Genomic DNA, 16,505 nt, shown 5'->3' with positions numbered 1-16,505 from the left:
GTCAACGCATGTGGGCACGTGACGGTGAAGATAACCCTTGTGGGGGAAGACACTGGACGGAACGCGCGTGACGTCCGCGGTGCGATCCGATGTTCCGTCCACATAAGACACAATTCTTCGATTACCGCTTGACTTCGTGACACGTAGGAAGCGTCCATAGTCGTGTGGCCCGATACACCGGAAGCGCGCCGGGGACCACACCAGCTCCGGCCGGAGCGTGATCACTCAATCCGATCACCGTCACTGTGAGGTAGTCATGTCCAAGAAACGTACCGCGCAGCCTCAAACCGCTTCAGCGATCACCGTGGCCAAGCCGCGCACGGATGCTGAAGAGAAGCTGTGGCAGGCACTTCGTCTCCACCCCGGTAGCACTGCCACGGCGCTGTCCGCCGCTGCGGGAATCGGCAAGTCAACCGCACCGAAGATCCTGACTTGCTGGGAGAAGGAGGGTGTCGTCGTACGGAACTCCGGCATCGCTGACGGCGGCGCACGCACCGCCGACCGCTGGTCCATCACGGTGGACGAGGTGCCGGGCGATGATGTGCCGGGTGACGACACGTCGAAGGAATCCGATTCGGAAGAGGGAAGCGGGAAGGCGACGCGTCTGGCGCCGGGCGCGTTGCGTGGGTTGGTGGAGGACTATCTGCGTGACAACCCGGGCGATCTCAGCCCGAGCGCAGTCGGCAAGGCGCTCAAGCGGTCCGCTGGCGCCGTGCACAACGCGCTGGAGAAGCTGGTAGAGGCTGGCGTTGTCAAGCGCACCAGCGACAAGCCGAAAAGGTACGCTCCGGCACCTGAGTGACAGCGGTCTGCCGCTGAACTCGCTGACCGCCGCGTGTCTCCAGCTCCGTTGGAGACACGCGGCATTGTCGCTTCTCGAGGTTCCTTCACCACTGCGTTGTTCGCTAGCTCGCTGGACGTGTCGCACCGGCGTAGTCGTCGCCGTTGTAGCGGACATTGCCGACCTGCACTGGGATGCCGAAGGTCGGGGCGTTGATCATCTTGCCTTGGCCGAGGTATAGGCCGACGTGGTGGATGTTGCGCGGCGTGCCGTAGAACACCAGATCACCCGGCAGCAGAGGTTGGCCTTCGGCTACGCGCGGTCCCATGTCGAACTGTTGGTGCGCGGTGCGCAGCAATGTAACTCCAGCTGCGCCATAGGCGGCCTTGGTCAGTCCCGAGCAGTCGAAGCCCTCATGGCCTGCGTCGGGTCCGTCGCCGCCCCACACATAGGGCAGTCCCAGTTGCCTGCAGGCGTAGGTGATTGCGGCCAGTGTGGCGGCGTTGGGTGCCTGGGTGGTGTTGCAATCGCCGGTGCCGAGGCTTGACGCTGCGGCTTCGGCATACGCTGCGGCCTGGTCGAGGACCATGTCCACATACCAATCGGCATGGTTGTAGGAGTAGATCGCCGCATATAGATCGCCTCCGCGTACGCCGTTGTCGCATAGCAGGAAAGCAGCGGCATGGATCGCGTCATGCGGGTTGTACCGCGAGGGTGGAGATGCCCCGCCGGGCGGGAGTTGGTGTGCCGAGATGACACCGTTGAAGGTTGCCGCGAGGAACTGCATCGGCCCGCCGGCTCCGGCTTGGTTCTCTCCGCTGTGGACTCCGGGAAGTGGGGAGCGACCGTGGTCGGTCTCGACCTTGCCGATGGCGGCCAGCACGGTCCAGTCCAGGCCGGGGCAGTGCGAGGCGGCGGTGCGGTAGAGCAGGCAGTAGTCGGGCGGGATGTCGGCGATCGGCGAGGTGCAAGCGACTTCGGTGTTTGACGAGCTGCCGAACAAGGAGGCTACGACCGCGTTGGTGGTCACGCCGAACATGATCGGAACGATCAGCACGACCGCAGCCGCCGCACCGGTGATCTTGGCCAGCACGTCTCGTTCACCGCCTTTCCGGGCGGCTTGTCGTCGGCGGAGGCCGGGTGGCCAGTGTGGTCGGAGGCATCGGTGAGGGCGGACGAGCAAGGGGATGTGGGGAGTCCGCGCCTGTCGCTCCGTTGTCACCTGGCGTGACAGGAGCCGGTAGGTGCGGCCACACCTCGGGCAGTGTCGCGAGTGCGCACCGGGATGTGCTGGAGCCGGCGGTCAGCGGAAGCCAGACCTCGTCGGCCGGGCTCGGATGCGCGGCCTCTGGATTGAGCAGCTCAGCTGCCGCGGTGGCGATCGGCACCGTGTGTCGATCGTCGAGGTCACGCCAGGCCTGTGCGAGCACGCGGCGGGCGGCGGCTTCGCGCCTCGATGTCGGCAGCCAAACCAGCAGCGGTGTGGTGATGCCGGTGGCTTGGGCGAGGTGTGCGTAACCAGTGAGCTTTCCGGCGAGCTTGCCGAGGGGCTCAGTGCCGAAGTCGTACTCGAGGAACCACTCGATCTGGCTGTCGTGCTGGTGCCAGCGCCCGTATCCGTCGGGCTTGATGAGGTCGCCGAAGTGGCGGGCGCAGCGGGTTTCAGACCACCACGCCGTTAGCTCGATCTGTTCGTCTGGGCGTGGGTGACGGGCGCGGGCGACGAGGGCGGTGAACCATTCGTTGACGCCGACGGTGTGCGCCAGGCGCAGGCTGTGGGCGACGCCGAAGGCCCGGTCGTGGCGGTAGCCGAGTTCTTTGATGTCCAGGCCGTCCTCCGCGGCGAGTACGGCCGCGCCGGCCGGTGCGAGCACGTAGTGCATGGGGGCGGTGCCGACGGTGACGAACGGCTGGAAGCGGTCGAGGACTCCGGCCTGGTATAGCTCGCGCAGCCGCATGCGCCCGGAGCGGACGCTCGGGAACGCGAGTGCGGTGATCTGGTGGGCGGTGAGGACTCTGTGCTCCCAGAGCATCCGGGCGATCCACTTGTCGCGTGGGGTCAGCCGCCAGGCCAGCACGGCCTGGTGCTCGGCGGTGTTGGCCAGACGTGGTGTGGGCCTGGTCGGCTTGTGGCCACGCAGCGAGCGTTGCCGGGTGGGATTGGTGATCACGATGGGCACCTCCGGATGGGCTGGGCCGAAGCCGTCCTGACGCGTCGGGACGTGGCAGGTTCAGCCTGTGCGGCGGGGATCGGCACTTCGAGGACGGGCCACGGGATGACTGCGGCTCGCGGGACCGGGTTGTGGCGAAGCGCCTCGTGGTGACTGGTCGGTGGAGGCTTCGGTCGCGCGTTGACGGGCTGTGTGGCGTGCGGCGGCGCGAAGTTCCCTTGCTCTGCCTGGAATCGCTGGCGGCAGGGGGCGGGTGAGCATCGTGAACGGCTGGGCCTCCTCGCCGTTGAGGACGAGCCGGACGGCGGTGTGGTAGACGCCGAGGTGAGCGAGGTCGTGGTCGGACAGCCGCGGTGCGGTGTGGCGGGACAGCTCGCGGGAGTCCTCTGGGCTGGCGTTGAAGAAGATCTTGCTACGGGCGTTGGTGGACATTCCTTCCCGCAGTTCACGAGGAAGCTGGCCGAGGTGTTGGTGGGCGAGGGTCATCGCGACCCGGAAGCCGCGGGCTTCGGCGAGCATGTCCTCGATGGGGTAGGGCAGGTTGAGGAAGTTGTGGCACTCGTCGATCACCATCGAGGCGTCGCGGCGCTGGCGCTGCGGTGTGCGTGCTCGGCCGGTGGTGGCCTGCCAGGTGCGGGCGACCACGAGCGAGCCGACCAACCGTGTTGTCTCCTCGCCCAGGGAACCCTTGGGGATGCGTACAAGGCAGATTCCACCGTCGAGCACCTCACTCATGTCCACTGTGGATTGCCCGCCCGCGATGGCGTCGCGGACGAAGGGCCGCAACAAGAACGCGCGGAGCTTGTTCATGAGCGGGCTGATGACCTGGCTGCGGCTGGAGTCGGTGAGCTCGTCGTACCAGGACCAGAATCCACGCAGCACGGGATCGGTGACCCCGGCGGCGACCCGGTTGCGGAACGCCTCGTCGGCCAGCAGCTTGGGCAGGTCGGCGAGGGTGGCGACGCCTTCCTGGCTGCGCAGGGTGAGGCAGGCGGCGCGCATGACGTCGTCGGTGCGCGGGCCCCAGAACGCCGAGTAGACCCGGCGGAACACCGACACGAGGTTGTCCACGGTCAGGTCGGTCTCCCCGCCGTCGAGGGGGTTGAGGCAGGGTGGCCGGGATTTGCTGTCGGCGTCGAAGATCACGACTCGGTCGGCGGCCGAGCTGGGCAGGCGGGACAGGACGTCGGTGACGAGGTCGCCCTTGGGGTCGATCAGCACGATTCCGCGTCCGGCCTCGGCGTCGGCCAGGATCATGTTGCCGAGCAACGTCGACTTACCTGATCCGGTCGCGCCGATGACGTGCAGGTGGTGGCGTGCGTCGGGGACCCGCAGCGCGACAGGCCGTTCGTGGCCGGTGTCGGTGACGCCGAGCGGTTTGGCGTCCGGGCCGGGGGTGGCGATCCCGGGCGGGGGAGCGACGGCGCGTGCCCCGGCGCGCTGGATACCCGGGATGGCCTCGTCGGTGGGCAGGTGCGCGATCGCAGCCAGTTCAGGCACCGACAGCAGATCACCGCGCCCGAGCCGCCGAGAGTCGATCACCCGGCCAGGGCGGTGGATTCGGTGCCGGGTGTAGTAGTTGTGCTCGGTGTAGGAGGCGAACGAGGCCGCCAGAGCATGTGCTCGGCCGCGGGCGACGTCGCGTGCCCGGCGAAGGCCGCTGTCATCGGTGTCGGCGGGCAGCAGGGTCGCCACGGCGTAGCGGATGACGGTCTCGAACTGGCTGCCGCGTTGTTTGCCGACGATCGCCCGGTTCTGCGCGGAGTACTCCAGTGAGGTCTGCGGATCGCTGTGCGACGACCCGGTTGTGGTCTTCCCCGTGGTCGTGTGCCGGGAGCGGCTGGACATGCCGGGGGTGATGGCGTCGAGCAGACGGCCGATCAGATGGGATGCGCGCCCGGTGTGAACCTGGCGCGCGGCACGGCGCACTTGCTGGACGCGGCGGCCGGTGACCGGGCGAGCCAGCACCTGCACACACGCGAACTCCTCGCGTCCGAGCCCGACGGGAGCCCCGATCAGCGCGCGAAGCGGGTCGGCGGCGAAGTCGGAGCGGATCGGCAACGCCTCGGATCGGGCCAGCCGCAACTCTCCGCCCACCACCAGCCGCCTCTGTCCTCCGCCCGGCGCGGGCAAAGGTGGCTCGGCCGGGTCGACGCGGGTGTGCGAGCCGGTCCAGGCGGCTTCCACCGCCCGTTCGACCAGGCCGGGTGGGATGACGCCAGGCACCCACAGCCGGATCGCGACTCCCGCTTCGGAGAACGCGTACTCGCACGCGACGTGCGGCTGGCCGGCGAACGCACGCCGCCAGCCCGGTCGAAGCAGGCCTACGAGGTTGGACCACAACGCCGCGCCGCCCGCGGGATCGACGGTGGGCGGGGCGAGCACGGTGATCTGCCGGGCATCAGCGAGCAGCGCGTCGTGGCGACACCGGGCCCACCACCGTCGGCCGATCAGGATCGCAGTGAACACGACTGCCCCGGCCGGGACCGCGACCGGGCCCCACTCCAGGGCGAGATCGCCAAGCCGTTTCAGCAATGCGAGAAGCACGCCACCGGGGTCGCGCAGGTAGTCCTCGACCCATCCGGCGGCGGCAGCGGCCGAGGAGAACTTGGCCGGTGTGGTGAAAGCGAGAAACGGTGGCAGCGCATGAGCAGCCGTCACCGCAGGGAGGTCGGGCGGCATGATCAAGCCCCCTTCGCGGGCGATGAGTCAGAAGGTCTGTGGTGGGCGGATACGTCACGACGCGTCGAGGTGCACGTCGTCGTCGACACCCGAGCCGAACTCGTCGCCTTCGATACCCAGGTCGACGAACGAGGTGGCGGCCTCCTCTGCCGATCCGGTGTCGGCGTGGGCGGCGATCTCGGCCGGATTGCTGGTGACGAGGTAGTGCTCGGCCGGTGAGGCGATGCTCTGGAACGCCACGCGTTGAGTGCCGGCTGACAGGAGTCCCTGACCACGGTCAGCGGAGAGCAGGAACGCGCGTTCCCCGGCGGACAGGTCGAAAGTCTGGGCGATCTCGTCGATGGCCTGGGTTGCCTGGCGGAGCAGGATCTGCGTCGCCGCGTTCGCCACGACCGCTTTGCCAACATCGCTGCCGAGGACATCTGCGGTGTCCTGGGTGGCGACGGTCAAGCCGGCCCAGTGTTTCCGCCCGGCTTTGGCCATGCGGAACAGGAACTCGGCTCCGGCGCGCTCCTTCATCAGCAGCCAGGCTTCGTCCACGACCACCAGACGCGGCCGCCGGATGGCCGGGTTGGACACCCGCCGCCACACCGCGTCCAACGTCAGCAGGGTGCCGATGGCTTTCAGCTCGTCGGGCAGGTCACGGAGGCTGAACACGACGAGGTGGCCCTCGGGGTTGACGGTGCTGGGCCCGTCGAACAGTTGCTTGAACGCGCCCTCGACGAACGGGTGCAGTCGGGCCTCGAGCTCACCTGCGGCCTGGTCGTCCGTATCGGCCAGGCGGTCCCGCAAGTTCTTCAGCGTGGGGGAGGGGCGAGTCCAGGTGCGCGCGTCAGAGGTGATCCCCACGCTCTGATAGGTCGCGGCGATGGCTCGGTCCAGTGCCGCCCGTTGCCCCGCGTCCAGTTCGGCACCGATGAGCACGGCGATGACGGTGTGCAGGAACAGGGTGCGCCGCACGAGCGCGTCTTTCGGCGCGGTGCGACGGCCGTCGGCGCGGGTGTGGATCGGCAGGTCGAACGGATTGAGGCGGACGCCGTGCGCGCCGAGGTGGACGTAGGTTCCGCCGACCGCGGCGGCCAGGCGGGCGTACTCGTCCTCGGGGTCGATGACCGCGATCTCGATGCCCCGGTAAAGGTTCCGAAGCAGTTCCAGCTTGACCAGATAGGACTTGCCCGCTCCGGAGCGGCCGAGGATCACCGAGTTGTGGTTGTGCATCCCGTCGCCGAACCGGTCCCAGTGCACCAGTCCTTGTGAGCCGATGTTGTAGCCGTAGAGCACCCCGGACGGTGCGGCCACACTGGTCGGGTTCGGCGCGGGCAGGTCGGGGCTGGTGAACGGGAACGCCGCCGCGAGTGCGGAGGTGTCGAACGTGCGCCGCATCCCGATCAGGTCCAAGCCCATCGGCAGCGTCGACACCCAGCCCTGCAGCGACCGGTACGTGGTGGGCTTGGCGTCGAGCAACAGGCTCGCGCACAACGACCGCAACGCGGCCACCTCATCGCCGAGACTTTTCTCCGTGGCGGCGTGGACGGTCAGGTAGAGGCCGACCCGGAACAGCTTTCCCTCGCCCCGCGCGACGCGGCTCGACAGGTCGTAGGCGTCCTCGGTGGCGACCTCGACAGCCGGGTCGAACAGCCGTCCGTGCTCGGCGGTATGCCGTCGCCCGGCCTCGAGCTTCGCGAGTTGCTTCTTCAACCGCGAGGCCGCGTTGGCCGGCGCGATCGGCTCGACGTGCACGGAGACGTCGAGACGGCCGGGGTAAGTCAGCAACGGCGCGAGCCAGCCGGGGTGTACCTCGCGCGGGAAGCCGACGATCGCGAAGCTGGCTACCCATTCGCCGCCTACCTCCAGGTGCCGTGCGGACACCGACAGCGCGTCGGGGGTGAAAGCAGCCGCAGCCGATGAGCTCGCACCCTGAGTCGCCTGGCGGTGGCCGCCGCGGATCTTGCGCGCGCGGAAGGTCATCGCGACCACCGCCCTTCGCTGTCGTGGTGGTCGTCGTCTTCGTAGTCCCAGTCGTCCTCGGTGCTACTGGGCGTGGCGCGGTGAAAGGACGGGTCTTGTGCGTAGTGCGACTCGCTGTCGAAGTCTCCGGAGAAGTCCGTCGCAGTTGTGGTGATGACGTCGTCGGCGCCGGCGAGTTCCGCCGAAACGGGTAGCAGGTTGTCGGGGCTGCACGCGGAGGCGAGCACAGCGGTGGCCTGTCCCGCGTCGAGTGGGGTGACAACGATCCCGGCGGGGGAGAGCAGATCGATCGCCTCACCAAGGCGACGCACCAGACGTGACTCCGCTGCTCGCCGCTCACCGGCGTTGACCTGACTGCCAGCGCGCCGGCGACGGGTGCCCACCGCCGTGAGTGCCGCCAGCGGCCCGTCGGCGCCGACAGAGGGTGCCACCAAGCCAAGAGGCTCGCGTAGCACCAGCAACACCTGGCGGCGCAGCAGCTGGGACTGGTTCCCGAGTTGGGCCAGGTAGTCGGCGTGCTCGAGCGCGGCCGCCTCGAGCGCGGGGTGGGGAAGGCCGCCCGCGAGCTCGCGCAGCTCGGCGATCTGCGCCGAGAGATCGAGCCGCTCGGTGCGCACGAGCACCTGCACTGGAGCCGTCAAAGAATGGAGGTAGCGACCGAACGAGCTGACCAGCGCCTGCTGTTCATTCGCGATACGCAACGCGAAGTTCACGGTCGAGGCCACCGCGACCACCGCCAGTCCGTCCTCGCCCAGATCGATCACACCGGTTTCGGTGACCGCTTCCGCTGGCAATCGCAGCGCGGACGGCGAGACCTCGTCTGAACGGTCTCCACGTCGCTTCCAGTCGCGGCTTTGCGTGGATTCACGCGAGGCGCGGTCAATGTCCGCGGTGAGCCAGACGGGCGCAGGACGGACACCTTCAGGTGCGGCGACCCTGTGGCGAGCAGTGAGCCGTTGCCGGATCGCGGCGACGAGCAGCTTGTCCATCGGCATGCCGTCGCGCTTGCCCAGCGCGACCATCGCTGACACAGCCGCGACCGGAACGGCGAAAGCCAAGAACACTGGGATGGGCACAACGGTGCGAATGGCCATCCACAGCAGATAGAGCACCGCACCGGCGGTGGCGAGGATGGCTAGTTGACGTGCGGTCAGAGGGCCGAGGACACGGTCGTCCATGTCGACATCGGCCGGAATCCTGACGGGCTGGCTCATTTCCCTTCACCTCCGGGTGCGGGCTTCGGCGCACGGAACTGCGGGGGCGCGACGGTGTGCACTCGCCGCCGGGCATCACCGATCTTCGGTTCTGGTTGCGCCTGCTGGAACAACGGCGGCGTCGGGGTGGCAGTGGGTCTACGCGACGCCTGCGTGGCCTCGGGCGTGGCCGGTTGGAACCGCAGCTGCGGTGGCACCGGGGCCACCCGGATGGGCTGTGCCGGCGGGGTGGTGACGCGACGGCGAGGCAGATCAGGCGGTTGGAACTGTGGTTGCGTCGATGCCCGAGGCCGTGGCCCGGCGGTGGCCACGCTGGGCTTCGGCGAGGAACTGAACTCGGGTACGGCAGGACCTGGAGTCGCGGGCATCACGGCCGGATCGTGGATCGGTTGCTGGGGCTGCGGCTGCAAGAACTGCGGCTGCTGGGATGGCACACGCGGATGACGCGCCACCCGCAGCCGCTCCGCCTCGAACGCTTCCCGCAGACGCCTACCGACCATCTCCGGCGTCGGGGTCATGCGAGGCTGAGCCGGCCACGGCGGATCCGGCGGCGCCATCGAGGCACGCGCGCTACTCCCGACACTTGAGGCCTTGGCGGCGTGTGCACCGACTCCACCGAACCCCTTACCGCCGACGACCGCCATCGCCTTGCCGAAGACGAACGCGCGTGCCAGGCCCCCGATGAACGAACGTCCGCCGCCACCGACGCGGACCTGCTGCATCACCCAGGTCGGGATCTTCACGAGGATCCACACCAGTGCGATGAGAACGATGAGGTTGACGACACCGTTACCGGTGGGCATACCGGTGAACGAGAACCCACCCGGCTGCAGGAAGACCTTGAGTGCGCAGACGAGCGTGAGGCTCTGTCCTACTTGGATTCCGAGCACGCCCGCGCCAGCTCGCCAGAACCAGTGCGCGACGCCTTCGGTCTGCGGCAGTCCGTGACACATCAACGCGAGAGGCGCTCCGGCCAGCAGGAGCACGGTGAGTGCGACGCGCACGATGTAGCCGACCAGCAACCCGATCAACAGAATCGCCAGCGCGAGTGAGAGCAGCGCGGCGAACACGCCGCCGTCGACCAGCGACGTGGTCACCAGCGCGACGAGCAGTTCGGACACGGCCTTGCCCGCGGTCTGCGGATCGAGCCCGTCACCGAGCACGGCCAGCGAGGCGGCGTTGGCGAACCGGATGGCCTGATCACCCAGCAGCAGACTCAGGTTCGCGGCGAGAAAGCCGACCACGAGCCGCGGGGCGATTTCCTGGATCGAGTACCGCGTCTGCACGCTTTGATGACCCATAACCAGGATTCCGGCCACCAGCACCAGCAGCGAGTAGGCAGCGACGACGAACAGGCGCGACTGCTCCCAGATCTCCCCGATGCGCGGGATCTGGTCGAGCGTCGGTGTCACCAGAAGCGTGGAGCCGACCAGTCGCAGCAACCAGTTCAGCGACTCGCCGACGAGCATGTCGATGAACGAACTGAAGCCGTCGCGCATGCACGCCGTCAGGTCGGTGAGACCGCACTCGGGGTCCTGTGTGGCCGGTGGCGGTGCCGTGATGCTGGGTAGCGGTGCGGAAGGAGAAGTCGGCGTCGTGGGCGGAGTCGAAATCGGCTGCGACGGTGAGGGGAAAGACGGTGTGGTGGTGGGTTGGGCAAAAGCGGTGTTCGCTGTGAGACCGAGCAGAACGGCGACGATAGCGAACAGCAGGAGCAGCTTCCACGACCGCTGCCGGAGAGACGTGACGGTGGCCATGGCTCAGGCCCCCACGATCCCTTTGAGGATCTCCACGACAAGCGGTGCGAGGGCAGCGAGGGCGTAGCCCCAGCCCGCCGACTTGAAGCACTCCTTGGCCTTCTCCTGCTCGCTCGGATCGCCGCCGCCGAACACCCGGCGCACCCCACCGATGGTCAGGAACACCGTCGCCAGCCCGGCGAGGATGCCCATCAGCCAGTTGCGGATGTTGGTCAGGACCTGGTCGACGCTGCCCGCGATCGCGAGCACCACCGGCTCCGCGTGCGCCGTCCCGGCCGAGACGACAAACGCCATCCCGACCAGTCCGACAACCAGAAAGGCACGGCGCCGGACGCTGCGGCGACGAATGCCTCGCGCCGCAGGGATCGGAGGTGTGCAGTCGGTGTTGGTCGGGGGCTGCGGCCTTGCGGCGGCGCTGCGGGCCACCCGATGGTCACGAGGCTGAAGGGGCTTGTGCGGACGGACGGAGGTAGGCGTCAGGCGCATCGCGAGTCTCCCGGATTCGGGCCCGGCCGGTGCTGCGACAAGTCCTGTGTGGACTGGTGCGACGGCGCGGGCGGAGGGGTTGTATGGGCGGGAGTGACTGCTCTCCCGCCACACCCCTGAACTCCGGAAAACCGGCCCTGCGGGGACAGCGGAACGCGGACTTTCTTCGCCGCTGCGGCTGATGGGCCGACTACATTGCGTGATGTCCGAGAGGTGTGTCCGAGACTCGCGGCGGTGGTGATGGACACCGCGTCAACGGCGCGGCTCACGACGTCACCGTCGTGCGTCGCATCCACGGCCTCGTCACGCAGGTACGCGACGAGGCGATGCTCGGCGCGCTGCCGAGCCTTCTTCGCGGCTTCGTAGGAGAGGTGACGTTCCGCCGCGACATCGGCCAGTTGCAGACCTTCCAACCGGGTGCGGCCGATGAGCTCGGCCTCCACCGCGGTGATCGCGCCCTCCGCGACCGCGCGGGCAAGGACGAAGTCCGGATGCCCCTCTGACGGTGCGGGCGTGGTCGCACGGAATCCGTGTCCCGAGGGCGCTGGTGCGTCCAATGCCTCGCGGACCGCGGCGTGGCCAGCACGGTACGCAGCCCACCTCAGCCGCACCATCACGCGCGGCCGGCACAGATCCACTGCAGGGAGCTCGGCGAGGAATCCGGCCAGTACCGAGGAGTGGATGTCGCTCGGGTCGCCCGCGAAACGTGCCGACAACGTCGCCGCGATCGAAGTCAGCGCGGGCAATGCAACCCCGACCGCGCCGACGGTCCACGCACCGCCTTCGGTGCGGGAGAGCACGACCAGATGCGCCCACGCGGCGTCACGCAGAGCCTGCGGGCAACGGCGGTGCAGCAGCAGGTCCCGCAACTCGTTCAACGGCACCCGCCGTCCTGGCAGACCGGGGAACAACCGGCCGTCCACCGACACCGGCCGCGGCCCGGTGACCAGCCACTCGAACGCCGACCGTGCGGCGTCCAACGCATTGCACTCGCGCTCGAAACCCGAACGCGGAACACCCTCGGAAGCATGCATGGAACAACTCCCCGAATCGAGTCGGAATCAACGACCCACTCAGGAAGCCATGACAGGTAGTACTAACCGATGACCGAACTGGTACCGATCTACTACCGCAAAGGTACCGACGGCCAAGAAAGCGCTGAATTCGCCTCGCTGCTGCCTGGGTGATGATCTCTGCCGAGCTCGGTCGATGTTCGGTCAAGATCATGAGTCGGCTGGTAGTACGTCTTTAGCAGCTGATATTCGCTCGAACCGCTGGTGGTGCCGACCTGTGCGGCAGTCTGAGGCGAGCGTGCGTCAGCCGCTCGCGAAAACTTTCCTGGCGATCCAACGCGGATTCTGATTCGCGGGTGTGGAATTCCTCTGCGAAGAAGCGATGGGCTTCCTGTCGCGCGGCTTCGCAAGCCGACGCCATGTGTCTGTCATCGCGAGAGGTCGCTAAGAAAATTGTCTTTCACGTGTCCCGTGAAGGCTCAAATTTCGGAGTTCAGGGGTGTCATCAGCGCCTCACACGACAGGCGCACCAGCCTGGCGAAAGGGACACCCGTGACCCAGCCCGACGACTCCGCCCCTCGCTCATCCCGACGGCACACCGACTCCACCCGCCCGGCACCGGCTCGCCCCGGCGGCCGCCGAGGAGGAGACCGCCGCCCCTGGCCGACTGCTCTGTCCACCACCCGCGTGAGCCCCGCCAAACCGGCGAAGACCGCTTCCGCCGCCGGCCACCCGCAACGCGAGGGATCAACGGCGAGCCCGACCCCGGCGACTGTGTGGGCAGCCGGCGCGGCACCGATCGATCTCGACGCCACCTGGCCCGCAAGCCTGATCGAACGAGTCGTCACCTCGTTCAGCAAGCCCGCCGAACAGGTCGTGCTACTGGACTGGCCGACCTCCGGCCAGCCGCGCCCCACGCTCGGCGTCGTAGGCCCCGCCGGAGTCATCCACCGCGCCTCCCACACAGAGCCGAACTCCGACCTGGCCGACAGCCTCGCTGCCATCGAACGCCTCGACCGCACCGCCCGCGTCGAGCGCATCCCGGCAGACCCGGCATCGACCGGTCCGGCGTCCCGCCCGTTCTGGGCAGATCTCATCGGCGGCGCTGAACCCGCTGTCGCGACCGCTAAGACGGCGCCGCGCACCACTGTCGACGGGGCCTGTGCGGACACCGCAACCGACGCCGGTGAGGGCGTGGATCTGGTGATCGCGAGCGTGCCGCCTCGTCTGATCGGCGACCGCAGCGCGGACCTCGTCGCGCTGTACGCGGCAAGGCGCCTCCGCGTCGGAGGAATCCTCGTCGTGCTCACGCACTGTGACTGGACGTCCGGTGAATTGACCGATCCGACTGGCGCGGTGGTGACCGCAGGACAGAACGCCGATCTGCTCTACCTGCAGCACATCGTCGCCCTGCACACCCCCGTGCGCGACGGCCGGTTCGACCTCTCCGGCACCGCCGCGAACAGCGCACGCGATGCCCGCGCACGCCACCGCGCCACCGTGCGAGGGCTGCCCGTGCCTCATCACCGCGTCCACTCCGACGTCCTCGTCTTCGCGCAGCCACACGATCACCGGCAGTTCTAGCGAGCGGCCGTCGCCGCGCCGGTGGACACGGATCCACCAAGCGAAGACCTCCGATGAACATCGCTCCGGCCTTGCTCCCCACTGCGGCTGCACCCACCAAGACCACACCGCCAGAAAGGCACGCCCGTGACCGACCATGCCCACCGCGCGCCCCGCGCCACCTCCGGCGAGTTGACCCGAACAGAGGCCACCGACGAGCCGACTCAGCCCATCCCGCGCGCACTCATCGCCGCACTCGACACTCGACCCACCGCTGTGGACAACCCTGTGGACAGCCACAAGGAAACCGACGCCGAGGAACCGGCCGCGCCGTCGGTGTGGACGACCGCACAGGCGGCGCCGGCCACCCAGCGCAAGAACAAGTACACGCCCGAGTCGACGGCGCACCCGGCCAAGATGCTGCCCGACGTCGTTCGTCACGCCGTCGCGCACTACACCCAGCCCGGCGACCTGGTGCTCGATCCGATGTGCGGCATCGGCACCACGCTCGTCGAAGCCGTCCGCCTCGGCCGTCGCGCTGTCGGTGTGGAGTACGAACCCCACTGGGTCGACGTTGCGAACGCGAATCTCGACCTCGCGCGGGAGCAAGGCGTCGGAGGTGACAAGGGGATCGACGCGCGGGTGTTCCATGGCGACGCTCGCCAGCTCATGACGCTGCTACCACCGGAGTACGTCGGGCAGGTGGCGCTGGTGGTGACTTCGCCGCCCTACGGTCCCTCGACCCACGGGCAGGTGTCGGTCGCGCCCGGTGCCGGGGTGCAGAAATACCACCACCGCTACGGCAACACCCTCGACCGCGGCAACCTCGCCAACATCGGCCACCACCGGCTGCTGGCCGGGTTCACCCGCATCCTCGTCGCGCTGCGCACCTTCCTCAAACCGGGCGGACACATCGCCATCACGCTGCGGCCCTGGCGCGAACACGCCGAGCTGATCGACCTGCCCTCGCAGATCCTCGCTTGCGGCCGCGCAGCCGGCCTGATTCCCGTCGAACGCAACGTCGCGCTGCTCGCTCGCGCCGCCGAGACCGACCTCGTCGCCCGCGGCAGCTTCTTCCAGCGCGACTTCATCCGCAAACAGCGCGAAGCCGGACTGCCACTGCACCTGATCGCCCACGAAGACGTCCTCGTCTTCCGCACAGCACTGAACTCCTTGAGTTCACGAAAACTGAAGCAACTTCAGCGGGAACCCAAGTGGTCATCGGCCTCATTGTCGGGGTTGGACACTGGGGTTCGCAACGAACCTGAGGGCGTGGCGGCGTGAACGTCCTCGAGCAGTTGGCGTGCGTTGGTCGCGTAGCGGATCGCGGTCTGCTCGGCCATGCCGAACACGGCCGACAGGTGCAGCGGGTCGGCGCCGCATGCCAGGGCTTCCTCAAGTTGTCGGTCGATCCGCAGACGTTCCAGGTTCGCGGGCAGACCTCGCAGGTTCAGGATGAACGCGGCGCTGACCGGGCCGAGTCGAAGCGCGCTTTCCTTGCTGATCAACAGATGTGCATTGGCGGTGTGCGGCCATCGGCGGCGCCGGTGGCCGAGCCACTCGATCAGCATGCGGTAGGTCAGCTCGTCGAGCGGGCGCACTCGGCTGGCGACGGTGAGCCTGCGGTTGGCGAGGTCGACGTCGTCGAGTTGCAGTGCACGGATCTGACCGGGGCGGGCGGCGTGCACGAGCGCCAGTGTCACGCACAACCTGGCCTGCGGTGTGCTCGCGGCCTGGGCTGCGGCGGCGATGTCCTCTTCGGACAGCCGTTGCCAGACGGGCGGCGTGTGCTTCCCGACCCGGATTCGGCTGGCCGGGTTGCGGAAGATCACTGCTTCCCGTTTGGCCCAGGTGAACAGCGAGCGCAACGCCACCAAGGCGTGCATCCGCGACTCACCGCGCAGCAGGTCGAGGTGGGCGACGACGTCATCGCGAGTGACCTCCCGCAAGTGGTCATAGGTGCCCGACCACGTCTGCAGTGCGGGCCGAGCCGCGTTGAGGTAGGTCATGGCGGTCTCGGGCCGACGCGGCCGATGGCGAGGTCCACCATCGCGCAGAACATGTGCCCAGCGCTGCACGTGGTGGGCGATCGCGGGTGCGAGATTGTCGAGTTTGGACTCGAGCCAGGTGTCGAAGACCGATGGCCTGTCGTCGTGCAGGATGCCCATCGTGGCCAGCACGTCGAGGATGTGGATCAGGCCGCCGCCTCGGTTGCGGATCACGTGTTGGAAGTCCGATACCCGCACTGTGTCGCCGTCGGCGTGGGCGGCCAGCAGCATCACGAGGTTGCGGTTGAGCGTGCGCCGCACGATCGGATCGAATCCACGGGTCTCGGCCATCGTGTGCGCGAGATGCAGCGCCCACGCCAGCCACGGGTTGTCGGGCGCCGAGCCGGATCTCAGGTCGACGCTGCCGTAGCGGTAGGTACGGGGAAGGTTTGCGAACAGGACGAGCTGCGCGCCGTCCGGGCGGGGACGCAGCGCCACTGGTGGTGGCGGCTTGACGGGCCGTCCCTTCGCTCCGCGGCGGCGGTCAGCCGTGCGCGGGCGAGCACGAGGGCGGTACAGGTCGGCCAGGAACAGCTGGTGGAACCGCACTGTGGCTACGAACGGGGCGAGCACGGCCTTGGCGCGCGCATCTTCGGCGGCGACGGCGCGATCCTCGCGGGCCTGGCACCAGCACAACCGGCAGTAGCCCTTCTTCAGCCGCACGCGACGCCGGCAGGCACCGCACTCGCCGACGTGCTGGCCGAAGCGGGCAGCGGCGAAGTTGTAGCAGGCCAGGCACACGCCCTGCGCGTAGGTCTGGCCCCAGGCCAGACAGTCCGCGCAGCTGGTCACCGACCGGGCGATCCTCGGCCCGACGCCGTC

At 68.4% G+C, this 16,505-nt stretch carries 12 protein-coding genes; 3 read left to right on the top strand and 9 right to left on the bottom strand.

Going from position 1 to position 16,505, the window contains the following annotated elements; all coding sequences use genetic code 11:
• Nucleotides 1-256 precede the first annotated feature (256 nt).
• Nucleotides 257-802, top strand: a complete 546-nt coding sequence (locus ND450_RS20630) for a winged helix-turn-helix domain-containing protein (protein ID WP_253327704.1) — start codon at nt 257-259, stop codon at nt 800-802.
• A 103-nt stretch (nt 803-905) separates the two neighbouring features.
• Here ND450_RS20630 and ND450_RS20625 read toward each other — a convergent pair whose 3' ends face one another.
• The 8 genes from ND450_RS20625 to ND450_RS20590 form a co-directional block, all read right to left on the bottom strand.
• Nucleotides 906-1,871 carry an NlpC/P60 family protein gene (locus tag ND450_RS20625; RefSeq protein WP_371927776.1) on the bottom strand — a complete coding sequence of 322 codons (966 nt, stop codon included), beginning with the start codon at nt 1,869-1,871 and terminating at the stop codon, nt 906-908.
• A 10-nt stretch (nt 1,872-1,881) separates the two neighbouring features.
• Complete coding sequence (locus ND450_RS20620; protein ID WP_253327702.1) at nt 1,882-2,952, bottom strand: replication-relaxation family protein; 1,071 nt, start codon at nt 2,950-2,952, stop codon at nt 1,882-1,884.
• A 60-nt stretch (nt 2,953-3,012) separates the two neighbouring features.
• Nucleotides 3,013-5,634, bottom strand: coding sequence for a type IV secretory system conjugative DNA transfer family protein (locus ND450_RS20615; RefSeq protein ID WP_253327701.1), 2,622 nt, complete (start codon nt 5,632-5,634; stop codon nt 3,013-3,015).
• A gap of 54 nt (nt 5,635-5,688) precedes the next feature.
• The gene (locus ND450_RS20610) at nt 5,689-7,602 is read right to left on the bottom strand and encodes a VirB4 family type IV secretion system protein (RefSeq protein ID WP_253327700.1); all 1,914 of its coding nucleotides are present in this window, start codon (nt 7,600-7,602) and stop codon (nt 5,689-5,691) included.
• Entirely contained in the window at nt 7,599-8,816 is a 1,218-nt protein-coding gene (locus ND450_RS20605) for a PrgI family protein (protein ID WP_253327699.1), read from the bottom strand. Before ND450_RS20605 ends, ND450_RS20610 begins: the two co-directional genes overlap by 4 nt.
• Nucleotides 8,813-10,573 carry a hypothetical protein gene (locus tag ND450_RS20600; RefSeq protein ID WP_253327698.1) on the bottom strand — a complete coding sequence of 587 codons (1,761 nt, stop codon included), beginning with the start codon at nt 10,571-10,573 and terminating at the stop codon, nt 8,813-8,815. The genes ND450_RS20605 and ND450_RS20600 overlap by 4 nt, the downstream gene beginning before the upstream one ends.
• A 3-nt stretch (nt 10,574-10,576) precedes the next feature.
• The gene (locus ND450_RS20595) at nt 10,577-10,867 is read right to left on the bottom strand and encodes a pilin (protein WP_253327697.1); all 291 of its coding nucleotides are present in this window, start codon (nt 10,865-10,867) and stop codon (nt 10,577-10,579) included.
• Between the two features lie 182 nt (nt 10,868-11,049).
• Nucleotides 11,050-12,093, bottom strand: coding sequence for a hypothetical protein (locus ND450_RS20590; protein WP_253327696.1), 1,044 nt, complete (start codon nt 12,091-12,093; stop codon nt 11,050-11,052).
• A 666-nt stretch (nt 12,094-12,759) separates the two neighbouring features.
• Between ND450_RS20590 and ND450_RS20585 the strand changes: the two genes are divergently transcribed.
• Nucleotides 12,760-13,656, top strand: a complete 897-nt coding sequence (locus ND450_RS20585) for a hypothetical protein (protein WP_253327695.1) — start codon at nt 12,760-12,762, stop codon at nt 13,654-13,656.
• A 126-nt stretch (nt 13,657-13,782) separates the two neighbouring features.
• Nucleotides 13,783-14,919 (top strand): TRM11 family methyltransferase, encoded by a 1,137-nt coding sequence (locus ND450_RS20580; protein WP_253327694.1) that lies wholly within the window; start codon nt 13,783-13,785, stop codon nt 14,917-14,919.
• On the opposite strand, the gene ND450_RS20575 is transcribed toward ND450_RS20580, so the two are convergent.
• Nucleotides 14,835-16,475, bottom strand: a complete 1,641-nt coding sequence (locus ND450_RS20575) for an integrase (protein ID WP_253327693.1) — start codon at nt 16,473-16,475, stop codon at nt 14,835-14,837. The genes ND450_RS20580 and ND450_RS20575 overlap by 85 nt on opposite strands.
• Between the last annotated feature and the right edge of the window lie 30 nt (nt 16,476-16,505).

Source organism: Lentzea sp. HUAS12, from assembly GCF_024125735.1.
Classification (GTDB): domain Bacteria; phylum Actinomycetota; class Actinomycetes; order Mycobacteriales; family Pseudonocardiaceae; genus Lentzea; species Lentzea albida.
Note: the sequence above shows the minus strand (reverse complement) of the source record. Positions and strands in the feature narration are given on the sequence as shown.

Bases quoted from the DNA above. Each gene is read 5' to 3' on its own strand.
- ND450_RS20630 (WP_253327704.1), top strand. From the start codon at position 257: ATGTCCAAGAAACGTACCGCGCAGCCTCAAACCGCTTCAGCGATCACC.
- ND450_RS20610 (WP_253327700.1), bottom strand. From the start codon at position 7,602: ATGACCTTCCGCGCGCGCAAGATCCGCGGCGGCCACCGCCAGGCGACT.
- ND450_RS20605 (WP_253327699.1), bottom strand. From the start codon at position 8,816: ATGAGCCAGCCCGTCAGGATTCCGGCCGATGTCGACATGGACGACCGT.
- ND450_RS20595 (WP_253327697.1), bottom strand. From the start codon at position 10,867: ATGGCGTTTGTCGTCTCGGCCGGGACGGCGCACGCGGAGCCGGTGGTG.
- ND450_RS20615 (WP_253327701.1), bottom strand. From the start codon at position 5,634: ATGCCGCCCGACCTCCCTGCGGTGACGGCTGCTCATGCGCTGCCACCG.
- ND450_RS20600 (WP_253327698.1), bottom strand. From the start codon at position 10,573: ATGGCCACCGTCACGTCTCTCCGGCAGCGGTCGTGGAAGCTGCTCCTG.
- ND450_RS20590 (WP_253327696.1), bottom strand. From the start codon at position 12,093: ATGCATGCTTCCGAGGGTGTTCCGCGTTCGGGTTTCGAGCGCGAGTGC.